Raw genomic sequence first — 13,004 nt, 5'->3', positions numbered from 1 at the left:
TGAATCACCTGAGTTTCTGGTTTATCCGGATTTGAATTCAGTCAACCATCACCGATGTGGATTTTGGTGATTTCACCATTTTTGAATGACACATCAATCTTATTCTCGGTTTCCGGGAAGGTGATGGTGTGAATGGAAAATGCTGCGTGGATTGCATTTTGCAGAAAGATATTTGACAGATTGTATTGTCTTTCTATTCCATCAGGTCCCGAAATAAAAGCTTCCAGTCTATGGCCATCTTCCGGTGAATACTGTGTAGCTATCCTTGTGAGGGTATACTGAAACGAACTGGGTGAGTGGCTGTACTGACCCTGCGGTTCGAAGGCCATAACCCTATGGATTTCCCTTGATGGAGTTATCTCCAGTTTAATCTGGGCATCAGATAAAAAGGCCGTTATGAGCACAGACTGAATCAAAGGATCCCGGGTGTATACCCTGTGATCACTCTGATCTACCACAATGAACACACATTCATTCAGGGTGGCCTCCATGCTCAGGATAGATACAGTCAGCTCTTCATTCATCATTGGTGTGATTTCATGAGATGTCAATCAGTTGTCAATAACTGACAAATCATTCAAAAAATCAAGTTTGGTTCGCTGAATGTCAGAGATATGGGTGTGCACTATTTGATTTTCATTTGGGGGACAAGAGGATCCGTTTCGATGAGTTCAAGAGACTGAACCATACTCAGGGTTCCGTTTTTGTATTTCAAGAAATGTTCTGTTTGGATGTGCGCCTGATAAGCCGATTGGCTCGCATAGATTTCCAGAATGGTAAAATGGTTCGGCTTTTCCTTTTCTGACACGGCATAAAGGGTCAGCACACCTGGCTCCAGCCGTACGGAAGCCTCGATGCCTTCTTTTAACAATGCTTTGTACTCATCAAGCTGGGTGGAGTCAATCACAAGCCTGGCAAGGCGAACTTTCTGGCCTTGATCCTGCGCGGGTAAATGCACAGCGCAGGCCATAAGCAGACCCATAAGAACAATGATTTTCATAGACGCTTGCTATTTAAAAGGTTAAAGGGTGGTTTGACGGCTTTACTTGGTGAGATGGGTCATCCGGCTAGCCCAATGAAACGCCTTTTTTGAGAAAGGGCTGAGTATAGTACCTGTTGCCGGAAGACTTGTAGAGTGCGTTGGCCACTGCCCCAAAAATAGGGGGAAAGGGAGGCTCTCCCAATCCGGTCGGATCAATTTCATTTTTTACAAAATGAACATCGATGGCCTTTGGAGCTTCATTCATTCGAATCATCCGATACCCGTCAAAATTAGACTTTTCAGGTCTCCCATTCTGGAAGGTCATTTCTCCGTAAAAAGCATTGCCAATCCCATCTACGATGGCTCCCTCAGCCATATTGGCCGCAGCATCCGGATTAATCACCACACCACAGTCCATCGCACACGTCACTTTTTCCACCTTTGGGGTGCCATTGACCATTTTGATGTCCACAACATGCGCGGCATAGCTGTTGTGACAGAAGTAAGCCGCCACTCCCCGGTGTGCCTCATTAGATTCACCCCAATTGGATTTGTCACGAACCAGCTCCAATACGCCGGCATAGCGATCAGGATCGTAATCGTTGTTTTCCCCAACCGGATTTTCCCTGGACTTTTTAAGCAAGTCCAATCGAAACTGAATAGGGTCTTTACCTGCAGCTTCGGCCACTTCATCGAGGAAGGATTGTTCTACTCCTCCGAGGAAATTGGACCTGGGCGCACGGAATGCTCCGATGGTAATGTTGGAGTTTACAGACCACTCCTCGGCCAGGTAATGATCTACGGCTCCCGCAGGGAATCGATTCGCCGCTCCGCGGCCTAAAGGACTTTCAGGGATTCCACCCGCTTTCACATGATAAGCGATCAGGTTATTGTCTTCATCCAGTGCAGCCCTGTAGGTAGCCATATAGGCCGGACGGTAAATACCGAAGGTCATGTCATCTTCCCGTGTGTACACCAGTTTTACAGGCTTACTCATTCTTTGGGAAATGACGGCCGCTTCCACCATGTAATGACAATAGGCCCTGCGTCCAAAACCACCTCCCATGCGCGTCATGGCAATTTCTACCTGATCGAGTGTCAGCCCTAATCGGTTGGCAATGGCCCCTTCGATGAAGCCAGGTGCTTGTGTAGGCGCATATATGACCGCTTTGTCCGGGGTTACCTCCGCCACACAGTTGATAGGCTCCATGGGATTATGTGCTAAAAACGGTGCGGAGTAGGTTTTCTCTATCACTTTGGCTGCCTCCCTGAATACTTTATCCGGGTCTCCGTCTTTGCGAAGAAGGATCCCTGGTTTTGCAGCTTCTCTTCGCATGGAGGAGAGATGATCCTGACTGCTTTCCAGGCCCGGGGGTACACTTACCTCAGTCTTTTGACCAAAGGCATCCATTGTGAAGGATTGTTTGGAAAATTTTTCCCACTCCACCTGCAGCGCTTTCTTGGCATTCATCACCTCCCAGGTGCTCTTGCCCACAATGGCTACCAGCTCCGGGAAAGTGTTGGTGTCGAAAAAGTTACGACCATAGTCTTCAGTGTATGTTTTAAATGAAAACACCTCCACAATGCCGGGCATGGACCTGATCGATTCCGGATTGAAATCCTTGAGTTGTAAGCCAAATGCCGGGGGGTGGGCTACCATGGCGGTCAACATGCCTTCCTGCTGGATGTCCAGGCTGTACATTTTGGCTCCGGTCACAATCTTTTTGCCGTCCACGTTCTTTTTAGAGTTTCCAATGATCTGGAAATCTTTTACATCCTTTAGCGTTACTTCTTCCGGTGGGGTGAGCTGAGAGGCCGCCATGGCAAACTCACCATATCCGGCCTCTTTGCCAGAAGGCTTATGCATGAGTTTGGCTGATTGGGTTGTGATTTCACTTGCCGGAACATTCCATTTGGCTGCAGCGGCTTCTTTCAGCATATGTCGGGCAGTAGCGCCAGCCATTCTCAGTGGATTCCATCCCCGGCGTATTCCCTGGCTTCCTCCGGTAAACTGACGGTCATAGAGGGCAGCGTTGAACTCCGCCATTTCTACCACCACATTTTTCCAGTCCATATCCAGCTCTTCAGCGACGATCATTGGCATGGAGGTCATGACATTCTGGCCAAATTCCGGATTGGGGCAGAAGATGGTCGTTACGCCATTTTCCCCAATTTTTAAATAGGCATTCAACTCAAACCATTCTTCGGGCATAGCCAGTACTTCAGCTTTGGAGGTTGAACTGGTACAGCTTGCCAACCAGCTGAAGCTGATCATCAATCCACCACCGGCAGCAGCTGAAGTTTTCAGGAATGAGCGTCTTCCAACTTTTGTTTTCAGGAGTGTCATGATTTAAGAATTTAGTGCTTTCGATGCAGTTTTGACGGCCGCTTTAATTCGTACATAGGTTCCACACCGGCAAATGTTTCCGCTCATGGCACCTTCGATTTCCTCGTCAGTGGGGCTGGGGTTGGACTTGAGGAAGGATACAGCGCTCATGATCTGACCGGCCTGGCAGTAACCACACTGAGGTACATCGTGCTCCAGCCAGGCTTTTTGCACCGGATGATCGCCACTTTCTGACAAGCCCTCAATGGTAGTGATTTCATTGTTGCCTACCGCGGAGACAGGCAGCATGCAAGAGCGTGTGGCTGTTCCATTGAGATGCACTGTGCATGCACCGCACTGAGCGATACCACAGCCATATTTCGTACCCGTCAGGTTCAAGTGATCACGGAGTACCCAGAGCATGGGTATTTGCGGGTCCACATTCACCTCCAGGTCTGTGCCGTTGATTTTCAGATTGAATTGTGCCATAGCTATTTGGGATTTTATGGGTTACTGATAACGCAGAAGTTACTCATTTTCTTGTAATTAACCATCACCAACGATGAGCTGCTCCTTTACAATCTTAATCTGCAGGCGTTAAATTATTATGATATGTATTACTGTTTGACCTACCATAATTACTGTTTTGGTCGGGGTTAGCATACATCACTCCGTGTATTGCTCATCGGTCACTGGCTCCAACCACTCGGTGGGTCCATCCACCCGGCTGGTAATGGCTATTTGAACAAACTCAGTTTCGGGGCTTGCACCATGCCAATGAGGAACGTTTGCCGGACATTTAACCACATCACCTTTCCGCAGGATTTTCTTTGGACTTCCTTTTTCCTGATAGTAGCCTTCGCCTCCCAGCGAGAGGATAATCTGACCGTTTGGATGTGAGTGCCAGCTGGTTCGGGCACCTGGCTCAAAAGTAACACTCCCCACAGCATTTTTATTGACACTATCGGCCATGACCAAGATGTCCAACCAGGCATTTCCATGAAAGTGATCACTCTCTATACGCACCCCTTTGGAGAAGATCTGTGCCTGGGCTGAGTCCACAGGTGCAGCAGGTGCGGATTCACCTGGCTGATTACAGGAAAAGGTGAGGATACCCATGAAGCTGAGTAGGGGCAGATACTTAATGTTCATCATTTGCTTGCTCGCCTGATTTCCTAATTTTCTTTTTTTCATTTTAGCGATATTTTGAAGCGCTCAGTTCTTTTGAAGGTCCTTATTCTCCTCCAAGTAGTTTGGTAAATGACAAAGATCCAAGCTTCCAGGCCCTATCTACTTCAACATAGACCTCCGTAACCATAAAGGGATTGGTCACCTCTCTGCCGCCTACTTCCGCAATCAGTGTAATCCGATTGAGCAGAATGGCGGTGTTGCCAATGAAGTTGACAGATGCTTCATGGATGTCAGCTTTCTTGTACCAGATTCCTCCACTTTTGATGATGTTGAGTTCCTGCTCTGTGCCCCAGCTTCCACCCATGTGGACGAAAACGGCTTTTTCATGGAACAGATCCGTCAATTGATCTACCTCTTTATTGGCCATCCATTCCCATTTGGTTTTGGAGAGGTCAAAGATTTCCTGCTCTTTGTCAACAGCCTGTGCACTGGACGAGTGGGCACTTAAGAAGATCAGTAGCAGTCCGTTTAATATTGATTTCATAGTATGATTATTTTAATGTTGAATTTCGTGGGTATCACGGACACTGCTGAACGTAAGGTCCAGAAGCATCCAGTTGTCCGATTGCTTCTGGTAGACTTCAGTGGTGGTAAACTCATTGGACACATCATTTCCCCGAACATGGGCTTCCAGTGTGATGCGGCTCCAAACGATGGCGGTGTTGCCAAAGAGCTTTACATCTACGTCATGCACAATGGTGTTTTTATACCAAATGCTGCACTCTCGATGATTTCCAGTTCCCGGTCTTTTTTCCATGACCCGCTCATGTGCACAAACTTGGACTCATCGTGGAATAGAGGCTCCAGCTTTTCCACATTCTTGTCTGCCATCCATTGCCACTTTTGCTCAGATAAGTCTTTGATTTCCTGTTCTGTATCAGCACTTTGAGCAAAGGTCCAGTGTCCTGCTCCCAGGATGACCCATAGGCAGATAAATAATTTCTTCATTTGAAAGGTGTTAAGAGATTGCATAGTTTGGGGTTGATTTGTTTTCGAATAGACTATGCAATCTTACGCCCCGATGGTCAAAGGGTTAGTATATAGATTACTGTTAGTAGTACCATTATTACTGATGGTCTCCTGATAGTCCTTTTTTACCAGTTAGATTTAAACCCGGAAATACACAATGCTATGAGTGATCAACTGACTTTCGATTCCATCAAGGCCTATAATGATTTCAACAATCATCCTACTTTACATCCTCTGGTGAGTGTATTGGACTTCTCCAAAGCAGAACCAAGACACGGCCATCACATGTCTTTTGGGATCTACGCCATTTTCCTGAAGGAAGTGAAGTGTGGAGACCTGGCCTATGGCAAAAACAACTATGACTATCAGGAGGGCACGTTGGTCTTTGTGGGGCCCGGGCAAGTGGTGGATGTCAGCAACAAAATGGACATTTACAAGCCGGCTGGCAGAGGTCTGACCTTTCATCCGGACTTGATTCTGGGAACTCCTTTGGCCAGACAAATTGATGAGTACGGTTTTTTCTCCTATCACCTGAGCGAAGCGCTGCACCTCTCGCCGGAAGAGCAGCAGACCATTCTGGACCTCATGTCCAAAATCGAAAACGAACTGAAGCGACCTGTCGACAAGCACAGCAAAAAGCTCATCACTTCCAATATTGGCCTGTTTCTGGATTATTGTGAGCGATTTTATGATCGGCAGTTTATCACAAGAGAGCACGTGAATTCGGGCATTCTTTCGCGTTTTGAGGAGCTCATGAACGGTTATTTCAATTCGGAAAAACCATACTCTCACGGACTGCCCTCTGTGGCGTACTTTGCGGATGAGCTTCACCTGTCTGCCAACTACTTCGGTGACCTCATTAAAAAAGAAACGGGCAAGTCTGCTCAAGATTACATTCAATCCAAACTGATAGAGATCGCCAAAGACAAGATCTTTGGATCGGAAAAGTCTGTCAAGGAAATTGCATTCGAACTGGGTTTCAAGTACCCACAGCACTTCTCCCGGTTGTTCAAAAAGCGGGTGGGGTACACGCCGCAGGAGTATCGGCAATTGAACTGAGAACCCAGTCTCCTTCATGATTCCTCCTGAGATGCCTGTAGGCGAGAGTAAATTCTTTGAAAATCCTTTGAAAGAATCCATGACCTTCTGACTTTTGCCGGGATGACCGGAGTAAAGTCTTTTGTAATTGCCATCATAGTCCTGGCCAATATGGGCAGTGCGCTGGTAACTCCTCTGGTCTACCTGGATTTTGAAATGCGCAGGGATTATATCGCCAAAGTACTGTGTGTAGAGCGGAAGCAGCCCATCACCGTATGTGGGGGGAGTTGCTACCTTGCCGCACAGCTGGATAAAGCCAAGGAGCATCAGGAGAAATCCAGGCAGCTCACGCCGAAGACTTTCACCTTTTTCTTTTCCGAGATCAGGTGCTTTGAGTGGGCTACAGATAATTTGAGCCCTATTCAGGATTTGACTTTTTCTGCACTAAGTGAGCATTTTCCCAAATCACGTCTGGCATTCGATATTTTTCATCCACCCCGGTTAGGATAAGCTAATCCCTACATTTTAGTTTTTGGAGTCTTTCGTGGCAGAGGTATGACCTGTCGTTGGACTCCCATGTCCTATTCTTTAACATTTTACGAATAATCGAAAGCGATGAAAATATTTAATCTGATGGCGATGATATCGCTGACCACTTTGCTATGGTCTTGCGGTGGTGACGAGGTTAATCCTGATGAATTTGGCACCTTTCAGGTGTATTTTGAAAATAAGGTAGGTGCAGAGGGTATCACCCTGAGAGTACCTGGATCTACTGACTATGATTATGAAACCTCTGATGGAGGGCCATTCAATCTTTCCAGTTTGGGGTATTATGTGAGTAAGGTGACCCTGGAGGGGCCAAATGGCGAATACTTTCAGGACGAGATGAGTGTAACTGCTGATGAATCGAAAGGGTATTACCTGTTAAAGGAAAGCAATTCTGCATCCCGTAATATTCTCTTGGAAAAGGTGCCTGCAGGGACCTATGACCGCATCACGTTTACCATTGGTGTGGCGGAAGAGGGAATGAAGGAGGGTGCCGCCGGGGGTGTTTTGGACCCGGCTGCCGGCGCCTGGTTTTGGAACTGGAATGCAGGCTACATCGGCCTGATGATGGAAGGAACCGCAGAGCACTCGGGTCAGACTTATGTGGACCATGGCAATGGGGTAGAGGTACTCGAAAAGACCTTTGGTTTTCATGTGGGCGGATGGAAAGATGTGACTGATAATGAGAATTTTATCAATAACACCAAGACAGTCACTTTGGAGTTTGGAACCACCGTTACGGTCAACCCGGAGCGCTCACCATTGGCTCACCTGATCACGGATGTGCTGAAAATATTGGATGGAGCGCAGGTTGATTTCAGCACGACTTATTCGATCCATTCCCCCAAAGGTGGAAAGGTTCTGGCCGATCAGCTTTCAAATACTTTTAGTGTACATCATGTACACCAAAGTACTAGTAGTCATGATTAATGTCCTAAAAAAGTACCTGGCATTTAGCTGGGTACTTCTTTCGTTTTTGGGGAGTTGTGGGGGAGAAAGCATTGACCCGGAAGAGGACATTTATGCGTTCGAAAAACCGGCGCACTTTCCTGAGCCCACTTATACCTTTGAAAATAATCCGGTAACCAGAGAGGGGTTTGAGCTGGGCCGACGCCTGTTTTTTGACCCCATTCTTTCGAGGGATAAAAGTGTGTCCTGCAACAACTGTCATCAACAATCACGGGCTTTCGCAGACATGCCACTACATCCAGTGAGCATAGGCATAGACAATCAGGCAGGCTTTCGCAATGCGCCGATGTTGGCCAATCTGGCCTTCATGAAAGCGTTCTTTTGGGATGGCGGGGTGAGCCATTTGGATTTTGTGCCGATCAATGCCATCGAGTCGGAGGTAGAAATGGACGAGTCTCTGGCCAATGTAGTCAGCAAACTCAACCAGGACGAGCGGTATCCCGAATTGTTCAAAGAAGCATTTGGTGTGGATAAGATTACTTCTCCTTATCTGTTGCATGCGCTTTCTCAGTTTACCCTCCTGATGGTATCTGCCAACTCCAAATATGACCAATACATACTTGGCCAAGGAACCCTGTCTGGCGAGGAGCTTGAGGGAATGCAGCTGTTCGATCAGAAGTGTGCTACTTGTCATTCGGGGGAGTTGTTCACAGATTTTTCCTATAGAAATAATGGACTCAGCAGCACATTCACCGACCTTGGTCGGGGGGCAATTACCGAGGATGAGGCCGATTATGGGAAGTTTAGGGTGCCCAGTCTGAGAAATGCGGAGATCACCGCGCCGTACATGCACAATGCCCGGTTTTCTACTTTGGAGCAAGTGATGGATCATTATGATCAGGGAATGGTAAGCTCGCCTACTCTGGATCCGGTTTTCAAAGAGAATGACCAGGTGAAGGGGATTTCACTCACGGAGGCCGAAAAAGCAAAGCTCATTTCATTTATCAAAACACTAACGGACAGAGACCTGATCTCCGATCCAAAATTTCAAAACAATGACTAAACAACTATACCTCTTCATGGCGGCCATAATACTGAGTTTCAGTGGTCAGGCGTGTGACGTGTGCGGATGCAGCCTGTCAGGCTTGTATTTTGGCTTTTTACCCAATCAGAATGCGCATTTCGTAGGCGTGAAATATAGCCATGCCTCCTTTAGTGCATTCATTGATAACGATGGGTATTATTTTGAAGATGAATACTCTGAGGACACCTACCAGCGCTATGACCTCATGGGTAGATTCAGCCTCAGCAATCGGTTTCAGGTGCGTTATCTGATGCCTTATATGATCAACCACATGCAGGGGTCTCATCAAACTGTGCACTCTGAGGGCTTTGGAGATCCAATGGTGATTCTGTACTATTCCCCGTTCAACACAGGAAGTGATTTCAGCGGGGCATTTATGCATTCGCTCAACGTGGGAGCAGGACTGAAGGTGCCTCTGGGGGAATTTGATAAAGCCGACAATGGGGAGCTGGTCAATCGCAATTTTCAACTTGGGTCAGGAAGCCTTGACTATGTACTTTCTGCCAACTACACTATTCGTCGTGGAAACATGGGTGTGAATTCGGAGACTTCTCTGAAGCTAAACAGCACCAACACCCATGCCTATCGTTTCGGTAACCAGTTCAATCTGAGCGCAAATACTTTTTATTATTTCGAAATGAAAAAGGTCTCCCTGGTTCCATTTGCCGGGCTCTACTATGAGATCGCAGATCGACACAAAAATCACCAAATCATAGAGGCCAATACCGGCGGCAGTTCACTCCTTAGCACGTTTGGCGTTCAACTGTTTGCTGGTAGGGTGACCACCAGTATTCAGTACCAGGTTCCGCTCATGCAAGCGTTCAATACCGATGATTTCGCTGAGATCGAAGGTGGAAACAGGCTCACTGCCGGGCTCTACTATAGTTTCTCATTTAAAAAGAACCAAATGTAGGAATGGACAATCCGAGAAAGAAGAAGCCAATGAGATCACCGCACAGTTGATTGGAGGTTCTGAACCACCTGATTCATCTCCTCTTTCACGATCTGAACATCTTCAGTGGTAGTCCGCCAGTTGACCAGCGCCGCCCGGATTCCTGCCCGTCCATTGAAGAAAGTGGGGGTCATAAACACCTTTCCCCGGTCGTTGAGCTGAGATAAAAAAGCATTCACGTCCTTTTCACTTCCGTTTGTCAGGGTAAAACAAACCGTATTCAGCCGTGTCGGAGCCAATAGCTCAAAGGCGGCACTATCTGTGATAAACTGCCCCAATTCCTGAGCTAAATTAACCGTTCGCTCTACGATTTCCCGGTATCCATCCTTGCCATAGGCCTTGAGGGTAAACCACGCCGCCAGGGCTTTGAAACGCCTTGAGTTTTCCGGAAGAAAATTGAGGTAGTTGAAATTTTCGTTCGGGTCCCCGAGGTAGGGCGCATTTGAATTTTGAAAAGTTTCGATTTGGAGGAGTGTGTGTTCTTTTCTGGTAAAGAAAAAGGCACTTTCATAAGGGACGTTAAGCCATTTGTGGCCATCTATGGTAATGCTGTCTGCGCGCTCCCAGCCTTCTAAGAGGTGCTTGTATTTGGGGCTGATGGCCGCAAATCCACCGAAGGCCGCATCGATGTGCCACCAGAAGTGGTGTTTCTCCTTGAGCGCGGAGATCGCTTTCATGTCGTCAAAGTCCACAGTATTGACCGTGCCACCACTGGAGATGAGGATGAATGGTTCACCGTTCAGCCTGAGGATTGCTTCTTCCAGTTGACTCATATCAATGGCCTCACGTGTAGGGCCCAGTGTTGGTATTTTGGTCACCTGACGACTCCCGATCCCGAGCATGCTCAATGCTTTGATTGAAGAGGAGTGTGGTACTGCCGAAAGGATGTGAATGGGCTCGGTAAGGCCCGATCTGGCAATGTCATATCCCTGGCGCTTGCCCACCCACTGCCGGGCGGCTCCCAGGCAGGTGAAGTTGGACATGGTAGCTCCGGTCACAAACCCACCCATAAAGTCATCCGGCAGTCCGAAAAGCTCCAGCAGGAGGCGGATGGTCTCGAACTCTACAATGGCTGAGACATCCCCATGACCTTTGGTAGTCTGCGTATTTTGATCGTAGATGGTGGCCAGCAGGTCGCCCATGAGCGCGGCAGGCGTCGAGCCCCCGGTTACGAAACCCCAATAACGTGGCCCGGAAGAAGCCACCATTAAGGATTCAAACCGATCGATGAATTCTTTCAAAGCTTCCTGGCCGCCTACCCCAACTGAACTCAGGTTCTTTTCGGTAGGAGAAATGAGGTCCACCGAAGTGGGCGTTTCATCAAGTTTCGACAAATAAGTGAGTCCCTGTACCAGCGTGTCGCTGAGGAGCTTATTGATGGTCTGCAGATCTTCTTTGAGTATCGGATTCATGGTCTGTGTTTTTTGGATAAAATTCGGTTTTGGTTACTATTAGGAAAGTGGGATCAGGCACTGCCTGCCAGGCGTCCCAGCTTTTTAAGTGCCTCATCCACAGCTTCAGAGAATGGCTTTCCGTAGCTGATTCGAAAGTAGTTTTGATAGTCGGCCCGGGCGAAAAACATCTGACCCGGAGCGATGATGATACCTGCCTTGACACCCGCCTGATAAAGGGCCAGCGCGTTTTTGGATTTGGGGAGCTCCAGCCAAAGAACGAATCCTCCCTGAGGGTTAGAGCTTGCAATCTTTCCCGGGAAGTAATCGAAGATGGCGCGCTTATACTGAAGGTGCTGGGTCTTGAGCGCACTTCTCAGCTTTCTCAGATAAAAGTCATAACGCCCATGTGTCAGGAAGTGGGCAATTACGGCCTGACTGATGGAGGAAGTGGAAATGTTGGTGACATACTTTTTTTGTACAAAATCTTCGTAAAACCTGCCTGGAAGGCACCAACCTACCCGAAAACCGGGTGCAAGGGTCTTTGAAAATGAAGAACAGTAGATAACCCATCCGTTTTCATCAAAGCTCTTACAGTTTTTGGGCCTGTGTTCTGAAAAGTAAAGTTCGCCGTAGATGTCATCCTCTATGATCGGGATCTGATATGCACTGGCCAAGGCCACGAGCCGCTTCTTGTTTTCATCCGGCACTAAAGATCCCGTGGGGTTATTGAAGTTGGGAACCACCAAAATGGCTTTAATAGCCTGATTCTGCAGTGCTTGCTCCAGGTCATCGATAGAGATGCCCGTGGTGGAGTCGGCTGGGATTTCGATAATTCTGAGTTTCAGGTGCTCTATCAGCTGTAGCAATCCGTAGTAGGCCGGACTTTCGAGCGCTATGGTATCACCAGGCTGAGTGAGTATACTCAGGCTCATGGCGATGGCTTCCATGCAGCCGTTGGTGATAACCACCTCATTTTCAGTGATCACCCTTCCCCAATTCAATCCAAAATGGCAGATGCTTCGCTTGAGTCCGGGGTGACCCGTGGTGTTTTCATAGGCAGTAGCCGCCTGGGGGTCATCCAGATAGCTTCGTTGAATGCTCTTCTTAATACCAGAGATGGGCAAGAGTTCGGTGGACGGAACCGCAGTGCCCAGGTCCAGGTGATGGGGGTTGGCGAGTTTTGCAGCTATAAAATCATGAATCAGGGCTCTGTTGGAAACCTCACAAGCGTCCTGGTTAAACAGCTGGCGGCTTGGTGGTTGTGTGTCTTGCACATGATATTTGACATAATAGCCTGATTTTGGTTTACACTCAATCAGTCCTTCAGACTCCAGGTGGTAGTAGGCTTTGAACACGCTGGCATTGCTGACCCCCAGCTCCCGACTTGTTTGCCGAATGGATGGTAGTTTGTCCCCTGTATGGAGTGACCCCAGCATGATGGCGTCACGGATGTTGCCAGCGATGGTTTCATATTTAAACCTATTTTCTTCCATTGCGAACAGTTGATTTTTTGCCTTTCCTTAGCAGTTCAGATCAAAGTAAACGAAACAGGAGTCCTTGTAGATACCTGCAATACAGAAAACTAAACTGATACGGTCAAAAAAGTGAAAACT

The 13,004-nt window shown here is 47.8% G+C and carries 13 protein-coding genes and 1 pseudogene; 5 read left to right on the top strand and 9 right to left on the bottom strand.

The features are described from left to right. Positions 1-41 precede the first annotated feature (41 nt). The 7 genes and pseudogenes from RIH33_RS13560 to RIH33_RS13530 form a co-directional block, all read right to left on the bottom strand. Entirely contained in the window at positions 42-527 is a 486-nt protein-coding gene (locus RIH33_RS13560) for a hypothetical protein (RefSeq protein WP_406651496.1), read from the bottom strand. Between the two features lie 98 nt (positions 528-625). Beyond that, positions 626-1,000: a putative quinol monooxygenase gene (locus RIH33_RS13555; protein WP_406651494.1), complete on the bottom strand. Its 375-nt coding sequence runs from the start codon at positions 998-1,000 to the stop codon at positions 626-628. Between the two features lie 67 nt (positions 1,001-1,067). Beyond that, positions 1,068-3,329, bottom strand: coding sequence for a molybdopterin cofactor-binding domain-containing protein (locus tag RIH33_RS13550; RefSeq protein ID WP_406651493.1), 2,262 nt, complete (start codon positions 3,327-3,329; stop codon positions 1,068-1,070). A 3-nt stretch (positions 3,330-3,332) separates the two neighbouring features. Beyond that, positions 3,333-3,797 (bottom strand): (2Fe-2S)-binding protein, encoded by a 465-nt coding sequence (locus tag RIH33_RS13545; RefSeq protein ID WP_406651492.1) that lies wholly within the window; start codon positions 3,795-3,797, stop codon positions 3,333-3,335. Between the two features lie 177 nt (positions 3,798-3,974). After that, positions 3,975-4,502: a cupin domain-containing protein gene (locus tag RIH33_RS13540; protein WP_406651491.1), complete on the bottom strand. Its 528-nt coding sequence runs from the start codon at positions 4,500-4,502 to the stop codon at positions 3,975-3,977. A gap of 40 nt (positions 4,503-4,542) precedes the next feature. Beyond that, positions 4,543-4,983, bottom strand: a complete 441-nt coding sequence (locus tag RIH33_RS13535; protein WP_406651490.1) for a nuclear transport factor 2 family protein — start codon at positions 4,981-4,983, stop codon at positions 4,543-4,545. Between the two features lie 12 nt (positions 4,984-4,995). Next, positions 4,996-5,447, bottom strand: a pseudogene (locus RIH33_RS13530) (nuclear transport factor 2 family protein). A 183-nt stretch (positions 5,448-5,630) separates the two neighbouring features. On the opposite strand from RIH33_RS13530, the gene RIH33_RS13525 reads away from it, so the two are divergent. From RIH33_RS13525 to RIH33_RS13505, 5 genes are all read left to right on the top strand, one after another. Continuing rightward, positions 5,631-6,527 (top strand): helix-turn-helix domain-containing protein, encoded by an 897-nt coding sequence (locus tag RIH33_RS13525; protein WP_406651488.1) that lies wholly within the window; start codon positions 5,631-5,633, stop codon positions 6,525-6,527. Between the two features lie 102 nt (positions 6,528-6,629). Further along, positions 6,630-7,016, top strand: coding sequence for a hypothetical protein (locus RIH33_RS13520; RefSeq protein ID WP_406651487.1), 387 nt, complete (start codon positions 6,630-6,632; stop codon positions 7,014-7,016). 105 nt (positions 7,017-7,121) lie between these two features. Then, positions 7,122-7,982: an MbnP family protein gene (locus RIH33_RS13515; RefSeq protein WP_406651486.1), complete on the top strand. Its 861-nt coding sequence runs from the start codon at positions 7,122-7,124 to the stop codon at positions 7,980-7,982. Next, a complete protein-coding gene (locus RIH33_RS13510) occupies positions 7,975-9,024 on the top strand; it encodes a cytochrome-c peroxidase (RefSeq protein ID WP_406651485.1) in 1,050 nt (349 codons plus the stop codon). Before RIH33_RS13515 ends, RIH33_RS13510 begins: the two co-directional genes overlap by 8 nt. After that, on the top strand, positions 9,017-9,958 hold the full coding sequence (locus RIH33_RS13505; RefSeq protein WP_406651483.1) for a hypothetical protein: 942 nt from the start codon (positions 9,017-9,019) through the stop codon (positions 9,956-9,958). The genes RIH33_RS13510 and RIH33_RS13505 overlap by 8 nt, the downstream gene beginning before the upstream one ends. A 35-nt stretch (positions 9,959-9,993) precedes the next feature. Here the strand turns inward: RIH33_RS13505 and RIH33_RS13500 are convergent, their stop codons facing one another. Together RIH33_RS13500 and RIH33_RS13495 are read right to left on the bottom strand one after the other, a co-directional pair. After that, a complete protein-coding gene (locus tag RIH33_RS13500) occupies positions 9,994-11,409 on the bottom strand; it encodes a pyridoxal phosphate-dependent decarboxylase family protein (RefSeq protein WP_406651482.1) in 1,416 nt (471 codons plus the stop codon). Between the two features lie 53 nt (positions 11,410-11,462). After that, a complete protein-coding gene (locus RIH33_RS13495; protein ID WP_406651481.1) occupies positions 11,463-12,884 on the bottom strand; it encodes a PLP-dependent aminotransferase family protein in 1,422 nt (473 codons plus the stop codon). Between the last annotated feature and the right edge of the window lie 120 nt (positions 12,885-13,004).

The sequence above is a fragment of the Marinoscillum sp. genome (assembly GCF_040222955.1).
Classification (GTDB): Bacteria; Bacteroidota; Bacteroidia; order Cytophagales; family Cyclobacteriaceae; genus Marinoscillum.
Note: the sequence above shows the minus strand (reverse complement) of the source record. Positions and strands in the feature narration are given on the sequence as shown.

What these genes read in the sequence shown, in the direction of transcription:
- RIH33_RS13500 (WP_406651482.1), bottom strand. Translation starts at nt 11,409, where the DNA reads ATGAATCCGATACTCAAAGAAGATCTGCAGACCATCAATAAGCTCCTC.
- RIH33_RS13555 (WP_406651494.1), bottom strand. Translation starts at nt 1,000, where the DNA reads ATGAAAATCATTGTTCTTATGGGTCTGCTTATGGCCTGCGCTGTGCAT.
- RIH33_RS13505 (WP_406651483.1), top strand. Translation starts at nt 9,017, where the DNA reads ATGACTAAACAACTATACCTCTTCATGGCGGCCATAATACTGAGTTTC.
- RIH33_RS13520 (WP_406651487.1), top strand. Translation starts at nt 6,630, where the DNA reads ATGACCGGAGTAAAGTCTTTTGTAATTGCCATCATAGTCCTGGCCAAT.
- RIH33_RS13525 (WP_406651488.1), top strand. Translation starts at nt 5,631, where the DNA reads ATGAGTGATCAACTGACTTTCGATTCCATCAAGGCCTATAATGATTTC.
- RIH33_RS13510 (WP_406651485.1), top strand. Translation starts at nt 7,975, where the DNA reads ATGATTAATGTCCTAAAAAAGTACCTGGCATTTAGCTGGGTACTTCTT.
- RIH33_RS13495 (WP_406651481.1), bottom strand. Translation starts at nt 12,884, where the DNA reads ATGGAAGAAAATAGGTTTAAATATGAAACCATCGCTGGCAACATCCGT.
- RIH33_RS13560 (WP_406651496.1), bottom strand. Translation starts at nt 527, where the DNA reads ATGATGAATGAAGAGCTGACTGTATCTATCCTGAGCATGGAGGCCACC.
- RIH33_RS13535 (WP_406651490.1), bottom strand. Translation starts at nt 4,983, where the DNA reads ATGAAATCAATATTAAACGGACTGCTACTGATCTTCTTAAGTGCCCAC.
- RIH33_RS13540 (WP_406651491.1), bottom strand. Translation starts at nt 4,502, where the DNA reads ATGAAAAAAAGAAAATTAGGAAATCAGGCGAGCAAGCAAATGATGAAC.
- RIH33_RS13545 (WP_406651492.1), bottom strand. Translation starts at nt 3,797, where the DNA reads ATGGCACAATTCAATCTGAAAATCAACGGCACAGACCTGGAGGTGAAT.
- RIH33_RS13515 (WP_406651486.1), top strand. Translation starts at nt 7,122, where the DNA reads ATGAAAATATTTAATCTGATGGCGATGATATCGCTGACCACTTTGCTA.
- RIH33_RS13550 (WP_406651493.1), bottom strand. Translation starts at nt 3,329, where the DNA reads ATGACACTCCTGAAAACAAAAGTTGGAAGACGCTCATTCCTGAAAACT.